At 71.9% G+C, this 26,991-nt stretch carries 20 protein-coding genes; 16 read left to right on the top strand and 4 right to left on the bottom strand.

The window, feature by feature from the left end; genetic code table 11:
* Positions 1-25: 25 nt before the first annotated feature.
* From ACWC9T_RS29845 to ACWC9T_RS29835, 3 genes are all read left to right on the top strand, one after another.
* Positions 26-439, top strand: a complete 414-nt coding sequence (locus ACWC9T_RS29845; protein ID WP_449824153.1) for an ATP-binding protein — start codon at positions 26-28, stop codon at positions 437-439.
* A 47-nt stretch (positions 440-486) separates the two neighbouring features.
* Positions 487-1,212, top strand: a complete 726-nt coding sequence (locus ACWC9T_RS29840) for a hypothetical protein (protein WP_449824152.1) — start codon at positions 487-489, stop codon at positions 1,210-1,212.
* 69 nt (positions 1,213-1,281) lie between these two features.
* Positions 1,282-2,091 (top strand): alpha/beta fold hydrolase, encoded by an 810-nt coding sequence (locus ACWC9T_RS29835; protein ID WP_449824151.1) that lies wholly within the window; start codon positions 1,282-1,284, stop codon positions 2,089-2,091.
* Between the two features lie 75 nt (positions 2,092-2,166).
* Here ACWC9T_RS29835 and ACWC9T_RS29830 read toward each other — a convergent pair whose 3' ends face one another.
* Positions 2,167-3,156: an ArsR/SmtB family transcription factor gene (locus ACWC9T_RS29830; RefSeq protein WP_449824150.1), complete on the bottom strand. Its 990-nt coding sequence runs from the start codon at positions 3,154-3,156 to the stop codon at positions 2,167-2,169.
* 206 nt (positions 3,157-3,362) lie between these two features.
* Between ACWC9T_RS29830 and ACWC9T_RS29825 the strand changes: the two genes are divergently transcribed.
* Positions 3,363-4,751, top strand: a complete 1,389-nt coding sequence (locus tag ACWC9T_RS29825; RefSeq protein WP_449824149.1) for an alpha/beta fold hydrolase — start codon at positions 3,363-3,365, stop codon at positions 4,749-4,751.
* Positions 4,752-4,816: 65 nt separating this feature from the next.
* Here the strand turns inward: ACWC9T_RS29825 and ACWC9T_RS29820 are convergent, their stop codons facing one another.
* Both ACWC9T_RS29820 and ACWC9T_RS29815 read right to left on the bottom strand, forming a co-directional pair.
* On the bottom strand, positions 4,817-5,374 hold the full coding sequence (locus ACWC9T_RS29820) for a hypothetical protein (RefSeq protein WP_449824148.1): 558 nt from the start codon (positions 5,372-5,374) through the stop codon (positions 4,817-4,819).
* Positions 5,371-6,513, bottom strand: coding sequence for a serine hydrolase domain-containing protein (locus ACWC9T_RS29815; protein ID WP_449824147.1), 1,143 nt, complete (start codon positions 6,511-6,513; stop codon positions 5,371-5,373). Before ACWC9T_RS29815 ends, ACWC9T_RS29820 begins: the two co-directional genes overlap by 4 nt.
* Positions 6,514-6,876: 363 nt before the next feature.
* Here ACWC9T_RS29815 and ACWC9T_RS29810 point away from each other — a divergent pair, with 363 nt between their 5' ends.
* The 3 genes from ACWC9T_RS29810 (at position 6,877) to ACWC9T_RS29800 (ending at position 9,801) form a co-directional block, all read left to right on the top strand.
* Positions 6,877-8,445, top strand: a complete 1,569-nt coding sequence (locus tag ACWC9T_RS29810; RefSeq protein ID WP_449824146.1) for a peptidoglycan-binding protein — start codon at positions 6,877-6,879, stop codon at positions 8,443-8,445.
* Positions 8,442-8,957, top strand: coding sequence for a protease inhibitor I42 family protein (locus tag ACWC9T_RS29805; RefSeq protein WP_449824145.1), 516 nt, complete (start codon positions 8,442-8,444; stop codon positions 8,955-8,957). Before ACWC9T_RS29810 ends, ACWC9T_RS29805 begins: the two co-directional genes overlap by 4 nt.
* Positions 8,958-9,096: 139 nt before the next feature.
* On the top strand, positions 9,097-9,801 hold the full coding sequence (locus ACWC9T_RS29800; RefSeq protein ID WP_449824144.1) for a DUF3885 domain-containing protein: 705 nt from the start codon (positions 9,097-9,099) through the stop codon (positions 9,799-9,801).
* A gap of 115 nt (positions 9,802-9,916) precedes the next feature.
* On the opposite strand, the gene ACWC9T_RS29795 is transcribed toward ACWC9T_RS29800, so the two are convergent.
* The gene (locus ACWC9T_RS29795) at positions 9,917-10,660 is read right to left on the bottom strand and encodes a response regulator transcription factor (RefSeq protein ID WP_449824143.1); all 744 of its coding nucleotides are present in this window, start codon (positions 10,658-10,660) and stop codon (positions 9,917-9,919) included.
* Between the two features lie 373 nt (positions 10,661-11,033).
* On the opposite strand from ACWC9T_RS29795, the gene ACWC9T_RS29790 reads away from it, so the two are divergent.
* The 9 genes from ACWC9T_RS29790 to ACWC9T_RS29750 all read left to right on the top strand — a co-directional run bounded on the left by ACWC9T_RS29790 (position 11,034) and on the right by ACWC9T_RS29750 (position 26,857).
* Positions 11,034-11,354 (top strand): phosphopantetheine-binding protein, encoded by a 321-nt coding sequence (locus tag ACWC9T_RS29790; protein WP_449824142.1) that lies wholly within the window; start codon positions 11,034-11,036, stop codon positions 11,352-11,354.
* Positions 11,355-11,358: 4 nt separating this feature from the next.
* A complete protein-coding gene (locus tag ACWC9T_RS29785; protein ID WP_449824141.1) occupies positions 11,359-14,676 on the top strand; it encodes a non-ribosomal peptide synthetase in 3,318 nt (1,105 codons plus the stop codon).
* The gene (locus ACWC9T_RS29780; RefSeq protein WP_449824140.1) at positions 14,673-16,802 is read left to right on the top strand and encodes a type I polyketide synthase; all 2,130 of its coding nucleotides are present in this window, start codon (positions 14,673-14,675) and stop codon (positions 16,800-16,802) included. Before ACWC9T_RS29785 ends, ACWC9T_RS29780 begins: the two co-directional genes overlap by 4 nt.
* Positions 16,799-20,020 carry an amino acid adenylation domain-containing protein gene (locus ACWC9T_RS29775; protein ID WP_449824139.1) on the top strand — a complete coding sequence of 1,074 codons (3,222 nt, stop codon included), beginning with the start codon at positions 16,799-16,801 and terminating at the stop codon, positions 20,018-20,020. Before ACWC9T_RS29780 ends, ACWC9T_RS29775 begins: the two co-directional genes overlap by 4 nt.
* Positions 20,017-20,769 carry a thioesterase II family protein gene (locus ACWC9T_RS29770; RefSeq protein WP_396254552.1) on the top strand — a complete coding sequence of 251 codons (753 nt, stop codon included), beginning with the start codon at positions 20,017-20,019 and terminating at the stop codon, positions 20,767-20,769. The genes ACWC9T_RS29775 and ACWC9T_RS29770 overlap by 4 nt, the downstream gene beginning before the upstream one ends.
* Positions 20,770-20,801: 32 nt before the next feature.
* Entirely contained in the window at positions 20,802-20,990 is a 189-nt protein-coding gene (locus ACWC9T_RS29765) for an MbtH family protein (RefSeq protein WP_396238923.1), read from the top strand.
* A gap of 30 nt (positions 20,991-21,020) precedes the next feature.
* A complete protein-coding gene (locus ACWC9T_RS29760) occupies positions 21,021-22,601 on the top strand; it encodes an amino acid adenylation domain-containing protein (RefSeq protein ID WP_449824138.1) in 1,581 nt (526 codons plus the stop codon).
* Positions 22,602-22,853: 252 nt separating this feature from the next.
* Positions 22,854-25,904 (top strand): condensation domain-containing protein, encoded by a 3,051-nt coding sequence (locus tag ACWC9T_RS29755; RefSeq protein ID WP_449824137.1) that lies wholly within the window; start codon positions 22,854-22,856, stop codon positions 25,902-25,904.
* Between the two features lie 8 nt (positions 25,905-25,912).
* Positions 25,913-26,857, top strand: a complete 945-nt coding sequence (locus ACWC9T_RS29750; RefSeq protein WP_449824136.1) for a TIGR03621 family F420-dependent LLM class oxidoreductase — start codon at positions 25,913-25,915, stop codon at positions 26,855-26,857.
* Positions 26,858-26,991 lie beyond the last annotated feature (134 nt).

Below are 26,991 nucleotides of genomic sequence, written 5' to 3'. Positions count from 1 at the left end.
GTCGTGTCGAATCGAAGGGGCACCCATGTCCGCGTTGAGCGCACCCGTTCTCCACACCTCCGAGCTCGCCCTCACCGACCACGCCACCTCGGTCCGTACCGCCCGTCGGCACGTCCGGGACCGGCTGTCGGCCTGGGGTTTCACCGGTGACAAGACCGACGACCTCGTCCTCATCACCTCCGAGCTCGTCACCAACGCCGTGGTCCATGCCTGCCAGGGCCACGACGAAGTCCGGCTCTACCTCCAGGAGTTCGGCGGCGACTGCCGCCTCGAAGTGTGGGACCCGCGCTTCGACCTCCCCCTCCAGGACCGCAAACCGCACCGCTTCCGCGAAGGCGGCCGGGGCGTCGAACTCGTCCGCGAACTCGCGCTCGACTTCGGCGTGATCACCCGCCGGGGCTCGGGCAAGCGCGTGTGGGTTCGCATCCTGCTCAACTGAGCGTCATGGGAGCCGAATTCAACCAACGATGAAGGGAGTCACCAGCCATGCACCCCGCCGCGATCGCCTTCCGCAACCCCGCCGCCCTGCACGCCCGCTGCGACTACGGCCGTGTCCGCCGCCTCTACTTCGAGCCGGACTACGAGACCTGCGCCGTCGTCCCCGACCCCACCGCCTGGGAGCCCCTCCCCGCCGACTACGCCGAGCGCTTCGCGCCCGGCTACTTCACCCCCGGTACCGGCCTCGTGGAGCTCTTCAAGGTCCCCGACACCGTCACCGACCGTGACACCCTCGCCGCCATGGTCGGCACCCTCGGCGACCCGTGCCCTGTCACCCTCGGTGACAGCGACGACCCGCCCGGCGAGCCCACCACCCATGTCCTCCCCGAGTCCGGCCGGCGCCCCGGCCTCCACGTCGACAACCACCAGAACCTCACCTACGGCGAGCGCAGGAAGGCCCGGCGGCGACTCTGCGTGAACCTCGGCCCCGGCCCCCGCTACCTGCTCGTCGCCGACACCGACATCCTGTCCATCTGCCGCTGCGTCCGGGACCGCTACGAGGACCACCGCCCCTCCACCGACGACCTGCGGATGTACCTCGCCCTCCACCGCCCGCTGCGCCTCCTTCGCCTGCGCATCGACCCCGGCGAGGGCTGGCTCGCGCCCACCTCGTTCCTCCCGTACGACGAGTCCACCGAGGGCCTGGACCTGCCCTCCGCCACCTCCTCCTGGCTCGGGCACTGGGAGCCGTATCTCTTCGACCCGCTGATCTGACCGATCTGACCGTTCCAATCGCTTGTGTCAGGCTGGTGGGGGAGCACCGTCGAGGCCGGGAGGCTCGTGATGGCCGAGATCAGGGTGAACGGGGTGTCGCTGCACTACGAGGCCCGTGGGGAGGGCCCCGGGGTGGTGCTGGTGCACGGGTCGTGGAGCGACGGGGACTCCTGGGCGCGGGTGATGCCGGGCCTGGCCGAGTCCACCACCGTGGTCGCGTACGACCGCCGGGGCCACAGCCGCAGCGAGGACCTGCTCACTCAGGGTTCGGTGTACGAGGACGCGGCCGACCTCGCCGGGCTGATTCAGCGGCTCGGCCTCGCGCCCGCCTTCGTCTGCGGGGACTCCTACGGCGCGCTGGTCACACTCCGTCTTGCCACCGCCCTGCCCGACCTGCTGCGCGGCATCGCCGTGCACGAGCCGCCGGGCAGCGGCATCCTGCTCGCGGACCCGGACCTGCGCCCGATCGGCACCGCCTTCGCCGACCGGATCGCCGCCGTCCGGGAGCTGCTGGAGCAGGCCGAATCCGCTGCGGCCGCCGAACTGTACGTGGACAGCCTGACCTTCGGCCCGGGTGCCTGGGAGCAGCTGCCGGCGCCGGTCCGGCACACCTACATCCGCAACGCGCCGACCTACCTGGACGAGCTGCGGGACCCCGACGCGCTCGACCTCGACCTCGCCGGCCTGGCGCGGTTCACCGACCCGGCGCTGCTTACGCAGAGCGATGACAGTGCGCCGATGTTCGGCGAGGTGCTGGACCTGATCGACCTCACCCTGCCGAAGGCGGAACGGCACGTTTTCGCGGGCGCCGGTCACGCTCCGCACCTGTCGCAGCCGGAGGAATGGGTGCGGGTGGTGCTCCCGCGCGCGTTGGTGTGAAACATGCCTGAGGGGCGCGAAAACCGGGGCACGCGCCGGTGTATGCGCCTGCCGCCGTGCCACCCCTATCGAGCCCTATCGAACCGCCATCAGCTCCTCCCCGCGCGGCGTCCGCCGGTACAGCACCTCCCGCCCGCTGCGCACCCGGCTGACCAGGCCGGAGCGGTGCAGCACCCCCAGGTGGTAGGAGACGGTGCCGGCGCTCAGGAAGTGCCGGGCGGCCAGGTCGGCGGTGGTGGTCGGGTCGACCAGGGCGGCCAGCAGGTCCGCCCGGGTCGGTCCGAGTAACCGCGCCAGCGCCGGGGTGGGGGTCTGCGGGACGGCCGACGGCTTGGCGACCGGGTACATCAGCGTCGGCGCCCGGTGGCAGCCGTCCACCGGGTCCAGGATGACGTGGATCCTCCGGCTCACCAGCGTCGGCATCAGCAGCACCATCCGGGCCGGCAGCGCCACCTCGAAGCGGCTCTCCAGCTGGATCAGCCCGTCGGACCAGGAGAGCTGCGGTGAAAGGGAGTTGAACAGCGAGCCGGTGCCGTGCCGGGCCAGGTGGCGGCCTCGCTGGTCGATCTCGGCGTCCAGCACCGCTCGGGCGTCCGGCCAGTACGGCGCGAGCGCCAACTCCCAGTACCGGCCCAGCTCGTCGGCGATCCGCTCGGCGAAGTAGCGCGGGCCGCGCCGCAGGGGGCGCAGCACCGTGTCCGGGACCTGGCGGCCGATCAAGTTCGCGGCGGGAAGGCCGTTCCGGACGGTCTCCAGCTCCGCCAGCACCCGCTCTGGTTCGGTGCGACGGACGGCCTCCAGCTGCTCCGCGACCGTCGGGTCCGGCCCGGAGGGGTGGGGGGAGAGGAAGTCGGGGATGTAACCGCCGTCCTGTTCCAGGGCCAGCCCCGCCAGCAGCTCCAGCTTCTCCCGGCGCAGCACCCGGCGGGTGCGCCCCACCCAGGCGTACGGCCCAGTGCGGGAGTTGAGCGAGGAGGCCATCAGGGTGTTGACCGCCTCGTGCAGTGGTGAGACCACGAAGCGGGTGCGGGCGAGCCCGGTCGAGTCGATCGTGAGCCGGATCACGGTGTCCTTCCCTCTGTCGGACGTTCGGACTGTCGGACGTTCGGACTGTCAGGCGATCGGACCTGAACGGGTTTATTCGGCTTTCGGCACCCGACGTTTCGACCCTGGTCGAATCCTGGCACGAATGCTCGCGTTCGAAGTCCCCCGGGCCCAAGCTGACTCCGTGACCGCGTCAGCACGGACGTGGCGCGAGCGGAAGGACGAACATGACGAGCACGCGCGGCCGCATCGCCGCCCTACTGGGCGCCGTCGCGGTGGTCGCCGGCACCACCTTGGCCACCCCCGCCGTCGCGGCGCCGGCCGAACTGGCCCGGCACGGCGGCGGGATCACCGGGCAGGCGCCCTGTCAGGGCGCGCCCGAATTCACCTGCGGGACGATCACCGTGCCGCTCGACCACAGCGGCGCCGCCCCCGGCACCCTCCAACTCGACGTGGCGATGACCGGCAACGCCGACGCCCCCAAGGGCGACCTGCTGTTCCTCACCGGCGGCCCCGGCCAGCCGGGCGTGCCGCTCATGCGGCGGATCGCGAGCAAGATGGCGCCCGTGCTGAAGGACTACCGCCTGGTCATGTACGACCAGCGCGGCACCGGCCAGCGGGCGCTGCAGTGCCCCGGGCTGCAGGAGGACATGGGCTCCTCCGACCTCACCCCGCCCCGCAAGCAGTCCATCACCGACTGCGCCGCCGCCCTCGGCCCGAACGCCCGCTTCTACAGCACCGCGGACACCGTCGCCGACATCGACCTGCTGCGCCAGGCCCTCGGCGACCACCGCCTCACCATCGACGGCGTCTCCTACGGCACCTTCGTCGCCGAGCGGTACGCGCTCGCCCACCCGGCGCACGTGGAGCGGCTGGTGCTCGACTCGGTGGTGCCGCAGGGCGGCTACGACCCGATGGACCTGGTCGCGCTGCCCGCCACCGCCCGGGTGCTGCGCTCCGCCTGCCAGACCACCGGCTGCACCACCGACCCGGCCGCCGACCTCGCAGCCACCGTGCAGAAGTACGGCAACGGGCCGCAGATCCTGGACGCGCTCACCAGCTACGAGTTCGCCGACCCCAACTACGGCGGGGTGCCGGAGGCCCTGCACGATGCTGCAGGCGGGCACCCGGAGAAGCTCCAGGCCTTTATTGACGAGGTACACAAGAACGACGCCGCGCCGGCCGAGGCGCTCAGCCAGGGCCTGCACGCCGCCACCCTGTGCGCCGACGGGCGCTACCCGTGGGGCAGCTCGGACACCCCGGTCGAGGGCCGTGCGGCGGCGCTGGAGGAGACCAGGCAGGACCTGACCGCCGAGGAGACCTGGCCGTACGACCCGGCGACCGCGACCGGGTTGGGCAGCCTGCTGGTCTGCCTGGACTGGCCGCGCGAGCAGGTGCCGCCGCTGCCGCCGGCGCACCGCAAGCTGCCCAACGTGCCGGTGCTGCTGCTCGGCGGCGACCGGGACCTCTCCACCCCGTACGAGTGGCTGTACCAGCAGGCGGAGCTGGCGCACGACCCGGAGGTCGTGATCGTCCCGGGGGCGGCGCACTCGGTGCAGACCCGGGCGGCCAACCCGATCGGGCGGCAGGCGGTCTACGACTTCCTGCTCAAGTAACGCTCGGCGGCGGGCCGTTCCGCACAGGGGACGGAACGGCCGGTCGCCGTCTCGGGGTTCCCGCCTCAGAGTTCGGCCGCGCCCCAGCCGTCGTCCGGCAGGGCGGGGTCCGGCTCGGGGCAGTCCATGTGGTCGTAGCTCCACAGCAGGGCCTTGTACAGCACCCACTCCTCCAACGGGGGTTCGTCGTAGGCCTCGCGATCGGTGAGGACCAGCGTCACCCGGACCTCCTCGGCCGGCGAGAACTCCAGGTTCCGTTGGTTGGGGAGGTTCTCGTACGTCACCGTCTGCCAGGCGCAGCCGGCCGCGGTCAGTGCTGCGGTCAGAGCCGTTTCGCCGATCCGGGTGTCGAGCGTCACCGACTCGCCGCCCGGCAGCGGGAGTTCGAGCTCACCGTGCCAGATCGGCAGGGACAGCGAGCGGAGCTGCCGGCAGCGGCAGACCACCGTCCGCACGTCGCCCCAGCCGAAGTGATGCGGCCAGCGGGTGTCCCGGTGGATCCGGCCGCCGTCCCACGGTTCGCCGTAGCGGGCGGCGAGTTCGGGCAGCGAGGCGCCGCAGTACAGGTCGCCGAGGGCGCCGGTGGCAGCGAGCGCGGTCAGCCGGGCCAGGAAGTCCGTCACCCCAGGCACCCGCGGACCGCCTCGATCAGCCGGTTGGCGCGGGCGTCGCCGTGGCCGATCATCCGGTTGGCGACGTACGCGAAGCCGACGCCGAACTCGTCGTCGCCGAAGGCGAACTGGCCGCCGGCGCCGTCGTTGCCGAAGCTGCGCGGGCCGAGCAGCCGGCGGAAGGCCGGGGAGTCGAGCAGCAGGCCGGAGCCCCAACGGGCGCCCATGTCGAAGCCCAGGAAGCCCTGGCCGGCCGAGAGTTCGCGCACCGCGTCGGTCACGGTGTCCGGCGAGAGCAGCCGCTCGCCGCCGTCCAGGCCGGTGACCGCCGCCGCGTACAGGCCAGCCAGCCCGGTGGCGGAGGCGACGGCGCCCGCGCCGGGCAGCTCGATCGCGTGCAGGGCCGGGTCGTTCCAGCCGTGCGGTACGTCCAGGCCGGGGAAGACCAGGGCGCTGTTCATGGTCACGATCCGGGTGAGCAGGTGCTCCGGGCCGGGCATCGGGCGGCGGCCCTCGGCCTCCACCAGCCGGGCCAGGTGGGGGAGTTCGCTCTCCGGCAGGCCGATCCAGAGCGGCAGGCCGAGCGGTTCGGCGAGCTCCTTGCGCAGGAACGCGCCCGGGGTGAGGCCGGTGACCCGGCGGATCACCTCGCCGACCGCGAAGCCGAGCACATGGCCGTGGTACTCGTAGGTCGTCCCCGGCTCCCAGAGCGGCTCCTGCTCCTCGATCGCGCGGATCACCGGCTCCCAGGCGGCGATCTCCTCGAAGGAGAGCACCGCGTCCAGCGCCGGGAGGCCGGCCCGGTGGCCGAGGATCATCCGGGTGGTGATGTCCCGCTTGCCGTGGCGCGCAAACTCGGGCCAGTAGCGGGCGATCGGGGCGTCCAGGTCGAGCCGGCCCTGCTGGGCGAGGAGCAGGGCGCTGATGCTCACCGGGCCCTTGGCGCAGGAGAACACCGGCACCAGGGTGTCCTGCGTCCAGGCCCGGCCGGTGCGCTCGTCGGCGGTGCCGCGCCACAGCTCGACCACCTTGCGGCCGTCGACGTACACGGTGACCGCGGCGCCGAGCTCGGGGAACTCCTCGAAGTTGGCGGCGAAGACGTCCGCGACCGCGCCGTAACGCTCGTCCGCCCACCCCTGGTGCTGCCGCATGGTGCGTGTCCGCCCTTCCCTGGCCAAGATCACTGACCGGACCACGGTACGGGGTCGGCGCGGCCGCGACGAGTGATTTCACCGGGCTGGGGCGAATGGGGCGGATGTGACGGCCGGGGACCCCCGGCGTCCCGGTGACGGCCTGGGGCGCTCCGGTGGTCCGGTCCTCCGGTCCTCCGGTCCTCCGGTCCTCCGGTCCTCCGGTCCTCCGGGCCCACACTATGCTGTCGGGCGGTCTTCGGACCGTACGGCGGAACATCGGGGGAGGAACATGAGCGACGACGGTGCCGGAACGGGGCTCGGTGCCCGCCGGGAGACGGCCGGGGGCGCGGGGTTGACGCACCAGCACCAAGGGGCGTGACGGTGGCCGACCACGACTTGCACCCCCTTGGGGAGAAGCCCGGCAGCCAGCGGCAGCAGGTGGAGCGGCTGAAGAAGACCATCGACGAGTCGCACGGCATGTGGGGCGCGGGCGACCTGAAGTACGCCGTGCACGACGCCCTGCAACTGCCCGCGCCCAAGGGCGACTCCGGCAAGATCGGCGGCCTTGCCGCCGCGTACAACACGGCGGTCGGCCAGATCCAGATGAAGGTGGCGAAGGTCGGTAGCCAGCACCGGCCTGACGCCTGGACCGGGCAGGTCGGTGAGAAGGCCGCCGAGGTGGTCAAGGCCTCCGCCGACGATCTGACGCGCTGCCGCGACGCGCTGGAGAAGGGTCGGCAGCACCTCAAGGCACTGTCGACCGCGCTGAGCGAGGCGCAGACCCTGCACGGGCAGGGGGCCGCGCCGCTGGGCGAGGCGCTGGAGCTGCTGCACGACATCACCGTCGGTGGGGCGCCGGACCCTTTCCACTGGGACGACGACAAGATGCACCGCGCCCACGCGAAGGCGAAGGACGGCATCAAGTCGATCCACGACGCCGCGGTGAAGGCCGAGAACGCGGGCCGCAGCGCCGCCCGTGAGCTGAATGCGCTGGCGGACAAGGCGCTGGCGGGCAAGTTCAAGAACAAGGGCCTCGGCGCTGAGGACAAGCTCGTGCTCGTCGACGCCGCCATCGCCGGCAAACAGGAGTACGGCACCATCCTGACCGAGGCCAACGCCGCTCGGGCCGCCCAGCTCATGGACCAGATGAGCGACGCCGACCGGGCCCGCTTCGACCAGTTGCTGGCCGGCACCAAGTCGCCGGAGGAGCGCGCCTACCTGATGAAGGCGCTGGCCGCCGGGCACGGCTACGACGAGATCAAGGCCTTCGACGACCTGATCCACGAGCACGGCGACAACCCCGCCTGGCTCTCCGCACGGATCTCCCCGGTGCAGCTCGACGCGATCTCCCCCGGCACGGCGCTCACGGGCTACCAGGGCGTCAAGTGGCACCAGGGCAATCACGGGACCTGTGTGCCCGCTTCGACGGTGACCGCCCGGGCGATGGTCGACCCGCTGTTCGCCTTCCAGCTCACCACTGGCGGCCACCCCGGCGACCCGAAGTACGACAACGGCAAGGCCGCGTACGACCGCTGGCTGGAGGAGACGAACCGCGTCCACGACAAACGCGGGTGGTGGCACAAGTACACGGACGGCATGTTCGACTTCGAGTCCAAGGACGTCGCCAACGGCGAAATCGCCAGCCACACGGGCGCGGACTACCGCAACGTCGACCTCGACAGCCGGGACCAGCGCCAGAACGCGCTGGCTGAGATCGAACAGAAGGTCGACGAGGGTAAACCCGTGCCGATCTCCGTGAACAGCGGTCACTGGTACAAGCTCGGCAACCATCAGATGGTGATCATCGCGCACCGCGGTGACCTGCTGGAGCTCTACAACCCGTGGGGCGGCACGACCTGGGTCAGCGAGAGCGACTTCGTCAACAGCCAGATGCAGGGCGCGTCCGACGACAGGTTCCCTGCCGTCTCAAGCGTTCGAATGCCCAAGTGAGGCCCGAATTGAAGACTCCACAGCCCCGGAGCGGCCGCCGCTCGGCCAAGCGCCGGATCCTCCTGGCGCTGACCGCGGTGCTGGCCGTCGCGGGCATCGTCGGCGCGGTGGCCGTCCACCGGATGACCACCGGCAAGCTCGACCACGGCACGGTGTTCACCGCGTCCTCGGGGCAGCTCACCGTCAAGCCCGGCGAACTCTTCTCGATCGAGGTGTTCGGGTACCAGGAGTCGCGCGACACCTGGACCATGGGCACCCCCGGCCCCGACCCGGCGATCGTGCGGGCGTCCGGAGACGAGTACGTCGACAAGTTCGGCATCGAGGACCTGACCGGCTCCGCTTTGATCGGCAACCTCGGCTCCGGCGGTCACTACTACTTCACGTTCCGCGCCCAGAACTCGGGCCGGACTACCATCACGCTGCACGACGGGCCTCGCCGCCCGGGAGACGGGCGATGGGGCCCCGTCGGGTCAGACGCGACCGACCGTCAGTTCACCGTCGACGTCCGCTGAGCAGGCTCCGGAGCTGTGACCGCCAGTCGAGTGGAGGGGGTGATATGGACGGCGAGGCGCTGACGGCGCTCTGGGAGCGCCGGTGGCCGGGCAGCCCGCCCGTCGGGCACGAGATCGACCCGGGGAGCGGGACGTCTGGGTGCGGTTCCACAGCCTGTCGCGGTCCAAGCGCTACCCGGAGAACGAGCGCGAGTACGCGATCGCGCTGGAGCGCTACAACACCGTGCTGGACGAGCTGTTCGCCGGCGCGGAGGTGTACGTGATCACGCCGGTGTGGACGGCGGAGCCGGGCGCCCCGGGTGACCCCGTCGTGCGCCCCGCCGGGGAGCTCTGGCGGACCTGGCTGCAGACGGACGACCCGGATCCGGAGTTCCGCACCCACTGCCACGTCTTCGTCGAGCGGCGGGAGTGGTGGCGCGGCTGCCTGGACGGGCTGCTGCGCCGGGTCGCCGACGACGAGGTGGCCGGGGTGGTCGTCGCGGACACCGGCCTGCGGCGGCTGCACCATCCGTACGACGGCGGGGCCGACGTCTTCCTCGCCTCGACGGAGGAGCGGGACCGGATGCGCGAGCGGCACGGCGACTGGCTGTCCGCGCACCCGCTGGGGCTGTGGCGAACCGTCACATATCCGTCGGCGGGCGGGTCGTACAGTGGCAGGAAGTGCACCACCGCCTCCTCGTACGGGTGGGCCGCGCGGACGGCCTTCAGCACGGCGGCGGCCTGCTCCCGTTCGCAGAAGGACTCCACCCGGCACGCCTCCGACCGCTGCACCTCGCCCGCCGTGGTGCGGCGGGCGGTGGGCCAGGACGGCGGCGAGGGCCAGGCCGGCACGCTCGCCCGATGAGCGCGGAGGCGCTCCGGCCGGCGGGAGGTCGGGAGCGGCGTCCTGGTTGCCGCCCGGAATCGGCCGGTACCCCGCCGGGCTCCGGCCGGTCACGGGGAACCAACGTCGCGCCCACTCAGATGACCCCGGCCTGTAGGGCGTAGACCACGGCGTGGGTGCGGTTGCGCAGGTTGAGTCGGGTGACCACACCGTGCACGATGCTCTTCACGGTGCGCTCGGAGTAGCTGAGCTTCGCGGAGATCTGCTTGGTGCTCAGGCCCTCGGCCAGTAAGCGCAGGACTTCGACCTCCCGGTCGGCCAGGCCGGCCAGGTTCAGTCCGACCGGCTCCAGCGCCTTGTCCCGGATCGCGCAGATCTGGGCGATGAGCGCCTGCTGCACGCCCGCCGAGGACTCCCGTCCCCCTGCGGCGGCCTCCTGGACGGCGCGCTTGATGTCGTCGAAACCGCTCTCCTGCCGGTGCAGATAGCGCACCAGGCCCAGGTCGATGACCCGCAGCATGTGGTGCTCGGGAAAATCGTTGGCGACCAACACCATCGGCAGCACGCTGTCCGGAGTTTCACGCTGGACCCGTTCCACCCGGGAGAGCATGTCACTGGTGATCTCGGTCGCTAAGACCAGGAGGACATCGGCGGGATGGCGCCAGGTCCAGTAGCTGGCATCGATGTCCTTGCACGAAGAGAGCCACCAGACGGCGCCCTCTCCGGTGACGGGATCGTTTGCCAGAACGGCCACGGTGACGGCTTTGGCGGCCTTATCGCTCATGGTCTTTCCCCCGGTCACGCGCAGGACGGAATTCCCCGCGGCCTTGCACATGGCGCCGGTCGCGCTCACCCCTGGCGCCGTCATGGTGCGCTGCATCAATCTCACAATCGTGAGACGGCCAACGGCGCATCAGGAGTTCATCGACCGCCGAAAGAGCAGCCCCCGGGCCTGCCCGTTGGGGCAGCCGGAACTGCCCGAAAGCGCAGCCGACGCCGCCCGGCAACCGCAGAAGAGCAGGTGGCACGGCCTGCCGCCGGCGATCACACACCATCCGAACGCTGACGGGAGTCTGTGCCGCCCCAACATGCGACGCTCCCTGCCCCAAGGGGCAGGACGGCTTGCGTTCCCTCTCTCGTGCCATTCATCTTGGGACCGGTGCGACGCCCCGCTCACAGTGCGAAGGTCTCTGCAGCAGGCCCGAATTGAATCCCTTCCACCAATACTTCGGACAGAGAGGAAGCCTGCGGCCATGACCCTCCATGGGCATTCGACAGACAGCGCGGTACAGCAGCCCGAAACCCCTCCCGGCGCTCGTTCGCTGGACGAACTGCGGGTCGTCATCACCCGTATCTGGCAGGATGTGCTGCGTCTCGAAGACCTGACCGCCGAGGACAACTTCTTCGAACTGGGCGGCCATTCGCTGACCGCCTCGCAGGTAATCTCCCGGATGTCGCAGGCGCTGCAGGTGGAAGTGCCGCTGGCGGCCTTCTTCGACCACCCCACCGTCGCCGAACTCGCCGCCTTCACGGCGGCGGCGCAGCAGGCCGGGGCGCAGACCGGTGTCCAGTAACCCGTTGCCCGGCCAACCCTCACCGCTGTCGGCAGCTCAGCAGCGGCTCTGGTTCTTCTGGCAGCTGCGCCCGGACAGCAGCGAGTACAACGTCCCCAAGGCCACCCGGCTGCACGGCCCGCTCGACCTGCCCGCCATGGAGCGGGCCGTCGCACGGCTGACCGAGCGACACAGCATGCTGCGCGCCACCTTCCCCCTGGTGGACGGCGCGCCGGTGCTGCGGATCGCGCAGGCCGTCACCGTGCCGCTGACCGTCACCGACCTGACCGACGTGCCTGCCCCGGCCCGCGAACGCGCACTGGCCGAGGCGGTGGACCGGCTGGCCCTGGCGGCGTTCGACCTGCGGGACGGCCCGGTGTTCCGGGCCGGGCTGATCCGGCTGGCGGCCGAGGAGCACGTGCTGGTGCTCGCCTTCCACCACATCGTGGTCGATGGCTGGTCGCTGGGCATCATCGAGCGCGACCTGGCCGCCGAGTACACCGCCGCGCTCACCTGCTTCGGCGAGGGCGCGCAGCCGCTGCCCTCCTCTTCCTACGACTACCGGGACTATGCGGCCGCCGAGCGGCAGATGCTGGCCGGCCCCCGCCGGGCCGAGGCCATGGCCTACTGGCGGCGGCAGTTGGCCGAGGCGCCCGCGCAGCTTCAACTACCCACCGACTGGCCTCATCCGCGCGTCCAGAGCAACGCGGGAAACGCCAGCTCCTTCCCGGTGTCCCCCCAACTCGCCCAGCAGGCTCGGACCTTGGCTACCGAGCAGCGGGTCACCAAGTTCATCGTGCTGCTCAGCGCCTACGCGGTGCTGCTGGCCCGGCTTGCCGGGGCCGAGGAGGTGGTGATCGGCGTGCCGGTCAGCGGCCGCACCACGCTGGAGACCGAAGGGGTCGTCGGGCTCTTCGTCAACATGCTGCCGCTGCGGGTGCGCCTGAGCCCCGGGCTGACCTTCGCCGAGCTGCTGCACCAGGTCCGCGACACCTTCCTGGCCGGTCACGAGTACCAGGACCTGCCCTTCCAGCAGGTGGTGGAGGAGCTTGCGCCCGAGCGGCTGACCTCACGCCACCCGATCTTCCAGAGCGTCTTCACCTATGAGGAGCTGGTCGCGGCCGAGTCCGGGATGCCCGGGCTGACCGCGAGCTCGGTGCCGATCCGGATCGAGACCGCGAAGTTCGAGCTGACCCTGCATCTTGCCTTCGGTGCCGAGCAGGCCGAGGGCTGGATGGGCTACCAGAGCGACCTGTTCGAGCCGCGCACCGCGCAGCTGCTGGGCGAGCGGTACGTGCGGCTGCTCTCGGCAGCCCTGGCCGCACCGGATGCGCCGCTCTCCCGGCTGCCCCTGCTGGGCGTACAGGAGGAGCGGACGGTGCTGGCCGGCGCGCTCCAGCCGCCGGCGCCCGTCACCGAGTGTGTGGACCGGATGGTCGAGCGGCAGGCCCGGGAGCGACCGACGGCGATCGCGGTGCGCACCGCGGACCGTGCCCTGTCCTACGCCGAACTCAACCGGCAGGCCGACCTGGTGGCTGCGCGGCTGCGAGCGGCCGGCGCCCGGCCGGGCAGCCTGGTGGCGACCTGTCTGCCGCGTGGCGCGGAGCTGGTGGTCGCCGAACTCGGCATCCTCAAGAGCGGCGCCGCCTATCTGCCGCTCGATCCGGCCAACCCTCCGGGCCGACTGGCCGCCGTGCTGAGCGACGCCGCTCCACTGGTTGTTCTGACGGACCGGCAGCACTGGCGGCTGCGCGAGGATGCCCTTGTCCTTGAGGACGTCCTCGCGCACAGCGACGCGCAGCCGGTGGGGCCCGAGCCCGCACCGCGCGCCCGGGCCACCGACCTCTCGTACGTCATCTACACCTCAGGCACGACCGGCCTGCCCAAGGGCGTGATGATCGAGCACCGGGCGCTGGCGAACCTGGTGGCGTGGCATCACCGGGAGTTCGGCCTGGAGCCGGGCGATCGCACCACGCTGATCGCCGCCCCGGGCTTCGACGCCTCGGCCTGGGAGATCTGGCCCGCACTGGCCGCCGGGGCCACCCTCGAAGTTCCGGACACCGCGACCGTGTTGTCCCCGACCGAGCTGACCGACTGGCTGGTGGCCCGCGAGGTGACCAGCTGCTTCGTGCCCACCCCGTTGGTCGAGCGCATCGCTGCCGCCCCCTGGCCGGCCACCAGCGCCCCGCGCTCGGTGCTGACCGGCGGCGACCGCCTGCACGGCATCGGGTGCCGGGAGTTGCCGTTCCGGCTGGTCAACAACTACGGCCCGACCGAGAGCGCGGTGGTCGCCACCTCGGGCACGGTCACCCCCGGTGTCCGTGACCGCGGTGCGCTGCCGGACATCGGCCGCCCGATCGCCGGCGTCGAAGCCTTCGTACTGGACGAGCAGTTGTGCCCGGTCCCGGTCGGACTGCCCGGGGAGCTGTATCTCGGCGGGGTCGCGCTGGCCCGTGGCTACCTGGGCCGGCCCGAACTGACCGCCGACCGCTTCGTCCCGCACCCCTACAGCTACGCTCCCGGCGCGCGGCTCTACCGTACCGGCGACCTGGTGCGCTGGCGTTCTGACGGCAGCATCGACTTCCTGGGCCGCAACGATCGGCAACTGAAGCTGCGCGGGTTCCGGATCGAGGCCGGTGAGATCGAGAACATCCTGCGCGCCCACCCCTGCGTGCGCGACGCCATCGTGGCGCTCGCACCCGGCGGCCCGGACGGCGCCGAACCCACCCTGGCCGCTTACCTCGTGCTCACCGACCCGGACGCGCTGCCCGACCGAGCCGAGCTGCACGAGCAGGTGGGACGCCAACTGCCCGGCTACATGCGCCCGCACGAGTACCGGGTGCTGTCCGCACTGCCGTTGACCGCCAACGACAAGGTGGACCGCGCCGCGATCGCCGGGCAGGGGACGCTGCTGGCCACCCGGGCCGCGCCCGACCCCGGCACCCGCACACCACTGGAGCAGCGGATCGCCGCCGTCTGGGCCCGGGCGCTTGGCCACGAGAGCTTCGGCACCCAGGACAACTTCTTCGACATCGGCGGCCACTCGCTGCTACTGGCCGGCATCCGAGCCGACCTGGCCGAGCAGTTGGCGCGCGAGCTGAGCATCCTCACGCTCTTCGAGCACCCCACCATCGCCGCACTGGCCCGCCAGCTGGACCGGGCTCCTGACCCCGCGGCACCCGCCGCTGCGAGCCCCGCGAACGATCCCGCCGGTGCTCGCCTGCGGCGGGGCACCGCCCGGCTGAAGGCGCTGCGCACACAAAACCGGCGCGCGGCTGCTGCTCGCATCCCCGACCCGGCCGCACCTCTCCCCGACACCACTGTTGGAAGGACTGACTCATGATCGACGCCGACTACGACAGTGGCAACGACACGCACTTGGCCATCATCGGCCTGGCCTGTCGGTTCCCGGGCGCCGCCACGCCCGAGGAGTACTGGGACAACCTGGTGGCCGGCACGGACTCGGTGCGGTCCTTCACCGCGGAGGAGTTGCGCGAGTGGGGCCACGACCCCGCCGCGCTGGACGACCCGCGCTACGTCCCGATGCACGGCATCGTCGACGGCGTCGGGGAGTTCGACGCCGACTTCTTCCAGTTCTCCACCCGCGACGCCACTGTGCTCAACCCGCAGCACCGGCTCTTCCTGGAGTGTGCCTGGGAGGCACTGGAGCGAGCGGGCTACGACCCGCGCGCCACCCCCGGCACGGTCGGTGTCTATGCCGGCGCGGGACGCAACGGCTACCCCGCGCTGGTGCAGGACCAGGCCGACCGGTTCCCCGGGGTGGACGACCTCGCGCTCACCATCGCCAACGAGCCCGAGCACCTGGCCACCCGGGTCTCCTACAAGCTCGGGCTGACCGGGCCCAGCATGGCGGTGCTGACGGCCTGTTCGAGCTCGCTGGTCGCCGTCCACGAGGCCGGCCGGGCACTGCTGGCCGGTGACTGCGACGTGGCGCTGGCGGGCGGGGTCACGCTGCGCCTGCCCCGGGCCGGCTACCGCTACCTGGAGGGCGGCACGATGTCTGCCGACGGCCGCTGCCGCACCTTCTCGGCGGACGCCAAGGGCATCGTGGGCGGCGACGGGGCGGGCGTCGTGGTGCTGCGCCGCCTCCAGGACGCGCTGGACGACGAGGACCACGTGCACGCTGTGATCCGCGGCTCGGCGGTGAACAACGACGGCCACCAGCGGGCCGGCTTCACCGCACCCGGCGTCCAGGGCCAGCGCGAGGTGATCCGCCTGGCCCACGCGGCGGCCGAGGTGAGCCCCGCCTCGATCTCCTACGTCGAGACGCACGGCACCGGGACCCCGGTGGGCGACCCGATCGAGGTCTCCGCCCTGGCCCAGGCCTTCGCCCAGGAACCGCTGCCGGCAGGCTCGGTCCTGCTGGGGTCGGTCAAGACCAACATCGGCCACACCGACACCGCTGCCGGGGTGGCTGGCCTGATCAAGACCGCGCTGGCGCTGGAGCACGGGACCATCCCGGCCACGCTGCACTTCGCGGGCCCCAATCCGGTCATCGACTTCGCCGCCACCCCCTTCGCGGTGAACACCGAGTGCCGAGCCTGGGAGGCCACCGCGTCGCCGCGCCGGGCCGGCGTCAGCTCCTTCGGTATCGGCGGCACCAATGCGCACGTGGTGCTGGAGGAGGCACCGCGGGTTGCGGCGCCGACCGAGCCCCCGGGGCGCAGCCAGCTGCTGGTGCTCTCCGCCAAGTCCCCCGCCGCGCTTGCCGCGATGGCCGAGCGCCTCGCCGAACACCTGCTGAGGCGGCCCGCGTCGGCGTTGGCCGATGTCGCCTGGACGCTGCAGACGGGCCGGCACGCCTTCGCGCACCGCCGCTATCTCGTCTGCGCCGACCACGCCCAGGCCGTCGCGGCCCTCAGGGCTGCCGCAACGTCCGGGCCGGGGTCGGGCGACCCGGACCAGTTGCTCGACCGGCTCGGCGAGCCGGGGCTGCCGCAGGCCGAACGCGCTGCGCTGCTCGACGCCTTGGGGCGGCTCTGGCAGGACGGGACGGCGATCGACTGGGAGCGCCTGCACGGCACCGCGCGCCGTCGCCGGGTGCCACTGCCCAGCTACCCGTTCGAGCGTCGGCGTCATCTGGTCCAGCCGGAGCCCTTCACCGAGGGCCTGACCCCCTCTGCCGGGGTGGGCGAGGAGTCGGTGCCGCACATCCGGGGGATCGAGGACGGGGCCGCGCGGTCCATCGAGGACCGGCTCGCCGTGCTCTTCGCCAAGGTGCTGGGCGAGAGCGACGACCTCGTCCAGCGGGACTTCTTCGAACTGGGCGGCGACTCGCTCACCGCCGTGCAGCTGTTCTCGCTGGTCGAGGACGAGTTCGGCGTGGCGCCGCCGCTGGAGGCCATCTTCGATGCGCCCACCGTCCCCGAATTCGCTTCCGTTGTCGTTGAGTTGCTCACCACCCTGCGGGCCACCGAGGCAGGCAGCACCGTCCGGGAGACCTCGTGACGCACACCGGGACCCCACAGGTGGATCAGCAGGCGGCGGCTGCCGCCAGGCTCGCGCCGACCTCCTTCGCCCAGCGACGGCTCTGGTTCCTGGACCACTACACCGGCGGCAACAGCGCCTACAACCTGGTCTCCGCGCTGCGCCTGCGCGGCCCACTGGACGTCGGTTCGCTGCACCGCTCCCTGCAGCACCTGGTGGACCGGCACGAGAGCCTGCGGACCACCTTCGAGCTGGAGCACGGTGAGCCCCGCCAGCGGATCGCCGCCGAGCTCCGGCTCGCCCTGCCGGTCACCGACCTGCGCGGCACCCCTGCCGGTGGGCGCGTCGCGCAGGCCACCGCAATGGTCGAGGCGGACGCCCTGCGCGAGTTCGACCTCGCCCAGGGGCCGCTGATCCGCACCAGCCTGCTGCGGCTGGACGACGAGGACCACGTGCTGGCGGTGGTCTGCCACCACATCATCAGCGACGGCTGGTCGATGGGCCGCTTCCATCTGGAGCTGTCCGCTCTCTACTCCGCCTGCCGAACCGGTGCGGAACCACACCTTCCGCCGTTGCCCATACAGTTCGGCGAGTACGCGGAGCGCGAGCGGGCCGCGCTGCTCGGCGAGCAGGCGCAGCACGCGCTGGCCCGGCTGCGCGAGCGGCTCGCGGGAGCACCGGCGGTGCTGGAGCTTCCGACCAGCTTCACCCGCCCGGCCGTCCAGGGCTTCGGCGGCGGGACCTACGACCTGGCCCTGGACGCCGGATTGTGGCAGCGGGTGCTGGCCACCGCGCGCCGGCACCGGGTCACGCCGTTCATGACCCTGCTCTCCGCCTTCGCCCTGCTGCTCTCCCGGGTCTGCGGCACGCAGGACCTGGTGATCGGCAGCCCATCGGCCGGGCGGACCAGCTCCGCCGTCGAGCCGCTGATCGGAATGTTCGTCAACACTTTGCCGTTGCGGGTCGACCTGTCCGGCGATCCCAGCTTCGCCGAGCTGCTGCACCGCGCCCGCCGCACCGCCCTGGCCGCCTTCGCCGACCAGGGTGTGCCGCTGGAGCGGTTGGTGACGGAGCTCCAGCTGGACCGCGCGACCAGTCACGATCCGCTCTTCCAGACCATGTTCGCGCTCCAGCAGCCGCTCACTGTGCCGGAGTTGGCAGAGCTGGCGGTGGAGGTGCTGCCGGTGCGGCCGCCGACCACCTTCACCGACCTCTGGCTTGAGATCCGCCCCGTCGAGGACGGCGCGCTGGCCACCTTCCGATACCGGAGTGAACTGTTCGACGAGCCGAGCGTGGCACGGATGGCCGAACAGTTCCACAACCTGCTGACCGCCGCCCTCGACGATCCGCAGATCAAGGTCGGCGAGCTCTCGCTGCTGAGCGAGAGCCAGGCCGAGCAGACCCTGTACGAGTGGAGCCGCAGCGCCGAACCGTACCGGTGGGACGGTCCGTTGCACGAACGGATCGGGCGCCAGGCCGTCCGTACCCCTGAACGCACCGCCGTGACCTTCGAGGGCGCTGCGCTGAGCTATGCGCAACTGATCGAACGGGCCGAGCTGTTCGCCGCCCGGCTGGCCGGGGAAGGCGCCCGCGCCGGGGGTGTGGTGGCGCTCTGCCTGCCGCGGGGACTGGACCTCGTGCCTGCGGTCCTGGCCGTGCTGCGCGGCGGCGGTGCCTACCTGCCGCTGTCCCCCGAGGACCCGCCCGGCCGCCTGTCCCGGCTGGCGCAGCTCTCGGGCGCGAGCCATGTGCTGACCACCGCCGAACTGGCCGAGGCCTTCAGTTCGACCGGGCTGCCGGTACTGGCCGTCGACACCCACGTGGTCGATGCCCTACCGGTGCCCGAGCCGGCCCGGGTGGCCCCGGACGACCTCGCTTACGTCATCTACACCTCCGGCTCCACCGGCGAGCCCAAGGCGGTGGGCGCGCCGCACCGCGGGCTGGCCAACCGGGTCCACGCCCTCCAGGACTCCCAGCGCCTCACTCCCGCCGACCGGGTGCTGCAGAAGACCCCGTACACCTTCGACGTGTCGGTCCAGGAACTGCTCTGGCCGCTGACCGTCGGGGCCAGGCTGGTCATGGCCGCACCCGGCGGGCACCGCGACCCCGGGTACCTGGTCGATCTGATCGAGCGGGAGGCGGTCACCACGGTGCACTTCGTACCGCCGATGCTGGAGGCCTTCCTCAACGAGCCCGACTTGCACCGGTGCGCTTCGCTGCAGCGCGTGTTCTGCAGCGGTCAGGCGCTGCCTGCCCAGCTGGTGGACCGCTGCCTGAGCCGGCTGCCGGTGCGGCTGTCCAACTTCTACGGGCCCACCGAGGCCTCGATCGAGGTCACCGAGTGGCAGTGCCCGCCCCTGGACGCGGCCGAGCCCGGCGCCGCCCGGCAGGCGCGGGTGCCGATCGGACGGCCCATCGCGGGCGTGGAAGTCTACGTCCTGGATGAGCATCTGCGCCCCGTCCCGGTCGGCGTACCCGGGGAGCTCTACCTGGGTGGGGTCGCGCTGGCCCGCGGTTACCTGGGCCGGCCCGAACTGACCGCCGACCGCTTCGTTCCCCACCCCTACAGCCGCACCCCCGGTGCGCGCCTGTATCGCACCGGCGACCTGGTGAGCTGGCGCGCCGACACCACCATTGACTTCCTGGGCCGCAACGATCACCAGCTCAAGGTTCGCGGCCTGCGGATCGAGCCCGGTGAGATCGAGAACGTGCTGCGCGCCCAGCCCGAGGTGCAGGACGCGCTGGTCACCACCACGCCCGCCGCCCCCGGCGCCGAGCCGGCCCTGACCGCCTACCTGGTGCTGGCTCAGGACGCCCCCACCACGGCAGAGCAGGAGTCGCAAACCTCGGCCCTGCGCGAGCGGCTGCGCGACCAGCTTCCCAGGTACATGGTCCCCAGCCACCTGCTCGTGCTGCCCTGCTTCCCGCTCAACTCCAGCGGAAAGGTGGACCGAGCGGCGCTGCCGCTGCCCGACCGGGATTTTGGCATTGCCAGTCAACTCGTAGGACCGCGAGACGAGTTGGAGCGGTTGCTGGCCGAGATCTGGAGCCAGGTGCTGGGCCGGCCGGGCACCGGGGTGGACGAGGACTTCTTCGAGATCGGCGGCGACTCGCTGAAGAGCATCCAGGTGGTCCATCGTGCCCGCGAGGCCGGGCTGAGCCTCAGCGTCAGCCAGCTCTTCCACCACTCCACCATCGAGGAGCTGGCGCGGCGCCTGCGACAGGAGATCCCGGGGTGAAGAACCGCTGGCTGCTGCGGTTCCCACCGCGCCCCGAAGCGCGGGTGCGCCTGCTCTGCCTGCCCGGCGCCGGGGCCGCCGCCGCGATGTACCGCTCCTGGCACGAACTGCTGCCGGCGGAAGTGGAGGTCTGCGCCGTCCAGCTGCCCGGTCGCGGCGCCCGGCTGCGCGAGCCGCTCCACACAGCGATGGATCCACTCGCCGACGCGCTGGCCGATGCGGTGCTGGCCGAGCCCGCCCTGCCGACGGTGGTCTTCGGGCACAGCCTCGGCTCGGTGATCGCCTTCGAACTGGTCGACCGGCTGAGGGATTCGACGACCCACGCTCCCGTTTCGCTGGTGGCGGCCGCGCACCGGGCCCCACGGCTGGGCAGCGCGGGCCTGCCGTACCACCGACTGCCGGACGCGGACCTGGCCAGGGTCATGGTCGGCCTCGGCGGCACGCCCGAAGCGGTCCTGGCACGGCCCGAGCTGATCCGGCTGGCCGCGCCCTCGATCCGGGCCGACTTCGAACTCGACTACACCTACCGCTACCGGCCGCGTCCGGTGCTGTCGATCCCGGTCAGCGTCTTCGGCGGCCTGAGCGACTCCACCGTCACCGAGCCGGAGCTCGCCGCCTGGCGCGAGCACACCAGCGGCGAGTTCAGTCTGCGGATGCTGCCCGGCGACCACTTCTTCGTCAGCGGCCCCAGCGGCGTCGACCTGCTCAGCCGGCTCGCCGCGCAGTTGCTCGGCGCACCGATCCGCTGACCCCGTTCACCTCCGAAAGAGAAGGACACGACATGTTCGAGGACGGCGACGACCGTCAGTACCTCGTGGTGCGCAACCACGAGGACCAGTACTCCCTGTGGCCCGAGGGCCGGGAGGTGCCGGCCGGCTGGGAGGGCGTCGGTGTGACGGGTGACAAGGCCACCTGCCTGGCCCACATCAAGGAGACGTGGACCGATCTGCGTCCCCTCAGCCTGCGCTAGCCAGCCCTGACGAGAAGTGGGAAAACTACCGTGCAGCCAGAACTCTGCCTTCACCGGATCTTCGAGCAGCAGGTCGAGCTGCGGCCCGACGCGCCTGCGGTCTCCGACGACGAAGAGGAATTGACGTACCACCAGCTCAACGAGCGGGCCGCCCGGCTGGCGGCGGCGATCCTGCGCGAGACCTCCGGGCCCGGCGTCCGGGTCGGCCTGCACCTGCGGCGCGGCAACGCCGTGGTGGTGGCGATCCTGGCCGTGCTGAAGGCCGGCTGCACCTACGTGCCGCTCGATCCCTCCTATCCGGCCGAGCGCGTGCAGTACATGGCTGACGACGCGTCGGTGGAACTGGTCCTGACCGACGCCGGCGGCGAGGCCACCGCCCCGGCGGCGCAGCGCGTGCTCGGCATCGATGCGAGCCTGTGGGCCGAGGACGCACCTCGGGCCGCCGAGGTGGCGGTGACGGCCGACGCGCCGGCTTACGTCATCTACACCTCGGGCTCCAGCGGCACGCCCAAGGGCGTCGAGGTCTCGCACCGCAACGTCACCGCGCTGTTGGCCGCCTGCGCGAAGGTGGTGGAGACCGACAGCAGCGACGTGTGGACGCTCTTCCACTCCTACTGCTTCGACTTCTCCGTCTGGGAGTTCTGGGGTGCGCTGGCCCACGGTGGCAAGTTGGTCGTGGTCTCCGCGCAGGCCGCCCGGTCTCCCGAAGCGCTGCTGGAGCTGCTCGCCGCCGAGCGGGTGACCGTGCTGAACCAGGTCCCGTCCGTCTTCCGCTACCTCTCCCGAGCCGGCACGGCCCCGGGATCCACCGACGGCGCCCGGGCGGCGCTCTCCCTGCGCTACGTGATCTTCGGCGGCGAGGTGGTGGATGTCGACGCGGTCCGCGAGTGGCGCCAGGTTCACGGCACGGCAACGGCGTTCGTCAACATGTACGGCATCACCGAGACCACGGTCTTCTCCACCGGCCGGCAGCTGCTTGCGGCCGAGATCGACGTGCCGATCGGCTCACCGGCGCCGCCGGGAGCCGCCGACCCCTCGCTCAACATCGGCCTGCCGCTCGACGGCTTCGAACTCGCCGTGCTCACCGCGCAGGGCGCGCCGGCCGCGCCCGGTGAAATCGGTGAAATCTACCTGGCCGGGCCGCAGGTGGCCATCGGTTACCTGAACCGCCCGGAGCTGACGGCCGAGCGGTACCCGGTGCTGGCGCTGCCGGGACAGCAGCCCCGCCGCTACTACCGCAGCGGCGACCTGGCCGTGGTCCGGCCCGATGGTGCCATCGAGTACGCCGGGCGCGCGGACGACCAGGTGAAGGTCAACGGCTACCGGATCGAGATCGGCGAGGTCGAGTCGGCCCTGCGCACGGCACCCGGTGTGGGTGACCTGGTGGTGGTGCCCACCACCAGCCGGGTCGGCGAGCGGATGCTGGTGGCCTTCTACACCGCCCCCGTGGACAGCACTCCGGACGACGGCCTGGCCGACCGCCTGACCAGTCACGCCCGGGCCGCCCTGCCCGCCTTCATGGTGCCCGGCCGGTTCGTCCGGCTCCCCGCGCTGCCGCTGAGCCCCTCCGGCAAGACCGACAGGCGCGCCCTCGCCGAGCAACTGCGCTGAGAGGGTCTGCGAGTAGGGGACGGCGTCGCGGCGCCCGGCTCCCTCCCCAGCCGTCGGCGGGGAGTTGCCCCCACGGGCGGCCTCCGCGCAGTCGCCAATGCTCCCCATGGACTCCTTCCCGGCCTTCGGCCGGGAAGTGCCTCCGTCATCGGCGCCGCGCGGACCCGTCCCGCGGCAGCCATCGGCCGCTCGCATGCCGGCCCGCCTTCCACCCCTACTGGCAGACCCGCAACCAACATCCAGGAGGTTCCGATGGACCAGGCCGCGTCCACCACGCCACGTCCGGCGACCCAACTCCCCCTGTCGGTCACGCAGGAGGCGATGTGGGTGACCTGGCAGCGCGATCCAGCCAAGTGGGAGCACATCCTGCCGCTCGCCCTGGCGGTCGAGGGCGAGTTGGAGCTGCCCCGCCTGCGCGCGGCCGTGGCCCAGCTGCTCCGCCGCCACCCGGCCCTGCGGGCGCGGGTGCGGCGGAGCACCGAGGGGATGTGCCTGGACTGGTCAACGACCGCCGAGGACGCCGTCCCGGTCAGCGTGCGGACGGTGACCACGTCGCGGGCGGCGGCCCTGACGGCGGCCCAGGTCCCGTTCGACCTGGGCGCCGGCCCGCTGACCCGGGTCGAGGTGCTGACCGGGGCGGACTGGACCGTCCTGCTGGTCACGGTGCACCACATCACCCTGGACGGCACCTCGGTGCCCATCTTGCTGGAAGACCTGCGCCGGGCCTACGCGGGCGAGGAGCTGGCACCGCCGGCCGACCTCGCACCGCTTCTCGAGCACGCCCGGTGCTCCCGGGAGGCGGCCGAGGGCGAACGCGGCGAACCGCTCCGGGCCTACTGGCGCGAGGCGCTGGCGGAGCTGCCGCCGGCCCTGCTGCTGCCCGAAGCGGCGAGCGGCACCAGCGACGACGGTGCGCCGCCCGTTCCCTTCGCCGTCGATGCCGAGTTGACTCTTCGGGTGCGTGAACTGGCCCGGGAGCTGGGCGTGTCCTACTTCACCGTGATGCTCGGTGCCCTGTTCATCACGCTGCACCACCACACCGGCAGCAGCGACCTGATCATCTCGGCTCCCTACCACGGCCGTTCGAACAAGGCACTGAACGACCGGGTCGGCTTCTTCGTCAACGTCCTGCCGTTCCGTCAGCGCATCCGCCCCTCGGACAGCTACGCGGACCTGCTGCGGGAGCTGCGCTCGACCGTCCGCGCGGGTCTGCGCCACGGTAGCCTGCCGCTGCCCAGTATCCTGCGCAGCGCCGACCTGCTGGGCCCCGCCGGGCGCGACCAGAGCCACCAAGTGGTCTTCGAGTACTGGAACTCGGCGGGCGAGGTCGGACTCGACGTCTACGACTTCGAACTCGTCGGCGAGCGAGCCCGCTGCTCGGTGCGGCTGCTCGACTCGACCGACGTGGCCGACTACCGGCTCACGGTGATGCTGACCGAGGGCAGCAACGGCAGCCGGATGCTCTGGAAGGACGCGGTCGGCTCGGTCGGCCCTACCGTCACCGCCGAACTGGCGCGCGACTACCTGGCCGTGCTGGCCGACCTGGTCGCCACGCCGCACCGCACCCTGGCCGAGGCGGCTGCCCTGCTGCCTGCGGTCACGCACGCGGTCGCCACACCGGGCCTGTCCACCCGAGCAGTCGAGAAGCCGTCCGCCACCGCCGCGACCGTCGCCGAGGTCCGCGCCATCTGGACCGAGGTACTGCGGGTGCCCGACATCCTGCCCGAGGACTCCTTCTTCGAACTGGGCGGCCACTCCCTGATCGCCGCCACCCTGCTGGCCCGGATCAACGAGCGTCTGCGCGTGGAACTCACCGTCCGCGAACTCTTCAGCCACCCCCGGCTCGTCGAGCTCGCCGATCTCGTCGACCGGCAGCGCGCCGTCCCGCCGCCGGCCGCTGCCGGGGTGCCGGAGCACCACGACGGCGCGTGGGGCCGGGTCTTCCCGGCCGCCGGCTTCCAGGAGGGAATCTGGCTCGCCGAACGGCTGGACCCCAGCCACGCGAGGTACCACATCCCTCTCTTCTGGCGTGTAGAGGGGGCGTTGGACCCGGCGCGGCTGCGTGCCGCGCTCGCCCTGCTCGTCGCCCGGCACGAGATCCTGCGCACCCGGTTCGTCGACCACGACGGTCGGCTCTTCCAGGAGGTCGGACCCGCCTGGGAGCCAGAGCTGGCGCAAGCGGAGCCGGGCGTCGCGAGTGGCGCCGAAGAGCAGCAGTGGCTGAACACGTGGTCCGAGGCCGCCGCCGGCACCTTCGACCCGGCCGCCGGACGGCTGTTGGCGGCAGCCCTGGTCACCCTGCCATCCGGCGACCGGCTGCTCGCCCTGTGCATCCACCATCTGGTCGTGGACGGCGAGTCGGTCCCGCTGTTGCTGCGCGAGCTGGAGCTCTGCTACCAGCAGAGCGGTGATGCGGCCGCGCAGCTCCCGCCGCCGCGCCAGTACCGGGAGTTGGTCCACTCCCAGCAGGTCGGCACGGGCCGGGCGCGGGCGACGGCGGACCTGGCTTACTGGTCCGACCAGCTGGCCGGCGCCCCCAGCACGCTCGGACCGAGTACGGCCGTCGACCTCGCGGGCCGGACCCCCGGCAGCACCGTACTGCCACTCGCGACCGACCTGACGCAGCGACTGCTACGGGTCCAGGACCAGTGGCAGGCCTCGCAGTTCATGGTCACCGCGACGGCACTGGCCGCCGCCCTGCACCGCTGGTCAGGTCGGCCCGACCTCACATTCGGCGTCCCGGTGGCCAACCGGGCGGGCGATGCCTTCGACGAAGTGCTCGGCCCGTGCCTGAACACCGTCGTGCTGCGCTCGCGGTGCGCGCCCCACACCACGCTCACCGACCTGCTGCGGGCCACTCGGGAGAGCGTGATCGAGGCATTCGAGCACCAGAGCGCACCTTTCGACGAGGTGGTCCGCCGGCTGCGGCCGGCGCGCACCGCCGGCCGTACCCCCTATGTCGACTGCATGCTCAACAGCGTCGGCACCGCCCGCTGGTCGGCCACGCTCGGCGCGGCCCGGCTGGCCCCGCTCGACCACGGCCTGCAGAACGAAAAGACCAATAAGTTCGGCCTCACCGTGACCTTCAACCAGCGTGAGGACGGGCTGCTGGGCACCCTCGCCTACCGGAGCGGATTCCTCCGGGCCGATGAGGCGGTGGAGCTGGCCGCAGAGCTGGCCGACCTGCTGAACCGCTTCGAGGACCTGGGCGACGAGCCGGTCCTCTCCGCGCTGCTGACCCCGGCACCGGCCCCGGGCCCTGGTGCGAACCCGACGCCGATCCCGACGAGCGAAACGAGCTGACTTCCCATATGCGAAACTTCCGCTTCGGCGTCAACCTGGTCCCCACCGCCGGGCCCCGGCAGTGGTCGCAGAGTTGCCGCACCGCCGAAAGCCTCGGATACGACGTGATCGCGGTCCCTGACCACCTGGGTGTGCAGTCCCCGTTCCTCGCCATGGTGGCCGCAGCCGCGGCGACCGAACGGGTGCGACTGACCACCTACGTCCTCAACAGTGCCTTCTGGAACCCGGTCCTGCTGGCCCGCGACCTCCTGAGCGCCCACGAGTTGACCGAGGGCCGGGTGGAGGCCGGGCTCGGCACCGGCTATGTGCGGGCCGAGTTCGAGAAGGCCGGCCTGGACTGGGGCACCGCCGGCACCCGGGTCGGGCAGCTGGCCGAGACCGCAGCCGCGCTGCGCGAGCTACTGGCCGACCCGCGCGCCCTCGGCTTCCCCCAGCCGAGCCAGCCGGGCCAACCGATTGAGCCAGGCCAGTCGGGCCGGCCGACCCAGTCGCCGCCGCTGCTGATCGGCGGCAACGGCGACCGGGTGCTTCGGCTGGCCGCCCGCCACGCGGACATCGTCTCCTTCGCCGGCGCCGTGCTCGCCGCCGGTTCGGCGCGCGGCACCCTGCAACTGATCGACGCCGAGGCGCTGGACGGGCGGGTGGCGTTCTTCGCCAACGAGGCCGGCCCGCGCGCCGCCGAGCTGGAACGCAACATCCTGGTCCAGACGGTCGCCGTGACCGAGGACCGCCGAGCCGCCGCGCAGACCATGCGTCGCCGCATCCCGTACCTCACGGCCGAACAGATCCTGGAGGTCCCCACCCTGCTGATCGGCACCCCCGCCCAGATCGCGGAGTGTGTACTGGCCCGCCGGGAGCGCTACGGCATCTCCTACGTCTGCGTGCAGGAACGCGACATGGCGGCCTTCGCCCCGGTCATCGAGCTGCTCCGGCAGTTCGACGCGAAGAAGTGACGGAACCCATAGAGGGGTCTGTACGAAGAACGGCTAGTGCGAAAATCCCCCGTTCGTGACCCGTTTGGGCAGGTCAGGCGGCCTCTGTGGGCTGCAGCGTTACTTGGTAGCCGAGCTGGGTCAGTTGGCTCACC

This window comes from Kitasatospora sp. NPDC001159 (assembly GCF_053598235.1).
This window is presented reverse-complemented; position numbering and strand designations above follow the sequence as displayed.

What these genes read in the sequence shown, in the direction of transcription:
- ACWC9T_RS29765 (WP_396238923.1), top strand. Translation starts at nt 20,802, where the DNA reads ATGTTCGAGGACGGCGACGACCGTCAGTACCTCGTGGTGCGCAACCAC.
- ACWC9T_RS29755 (WP_449824137.1), top strand. Translation starts at nt 22,854, where the DNA reads ATGGACCAGGCCGCGTCCACCACGCCACGTCCGGCGACCCAACTCCCC.
- ACWC9T_RS29750 (WP_449824136.1), top strand. Translation starts at nt 25,913, where the DNA reads ATGCGAAACTTCCGCTTCGGCGTCAACCTGGTCCCCACCGCCGGGCCC.
- ACWC9T_RS29780 (WP_449824140.1), top strand. Translation starts at nt 14,673, where the DNA reads ATGATCGACGCCGACTACGACAGTGGCAACGACACGCACTTGGCCATC.
- ACWC9T_RS29815 (WP_449824147.1), bottom strand. Translation starts at nt 6,513, where the DNA reads ATGCGGCAGCACCAGGGGTGGGCGGACGAGCGTTACGGCGCGGTCGCG.
- ACWC9T_RS29825 (WP_449824149.1), top strand. Translation starts at nt 3,363, where the DNA reads ATGACGAGCACGCGCGGCCGCATCGCCGCCCTACTGGGCGCCGTCGCG.
- ACWC9T_RS29840 (WP_449824152.1), top strand. Translation starts at nt 487, where the DNA reads ATGCACCCCGCCGCGATCGCCTTCCGCAACCCCGCCGCCCTGCACGCC.
- ACWC9T_RS29790 (WP_449824142.1), top strand. Translation starts at nt 11,034, where the DNA reads ATGACCCTCCATGGGCATTCGACAGACAGCGCGGTACAGCAGCCCGAA.
- ACWC9T_RS29795 (WP_449824143.1), bottom strand. Translation starts at nt 10,660, where the DNA reads ATGCAGCGCACCATGACGGCGCCAGGGGTGAGCGCGACCGGCGCCATG.
- ACWC9T_RS29835 (WP_449824151.1), top strand. Translation starts at nt 1,282, where the DNA reads ATGGCCGAGATCAGGGTGAACGGGGTGTCGCTGCACTACGAGGCCCGT.
- ACWC9T_RS29845 (WP_449824153.1), top strand. Translation starts at nt 26, where the DNA reads ATGTCCGCGTTGAGCGCACCCGTTCTCCACACCTCCGAGCTCGCCCTC.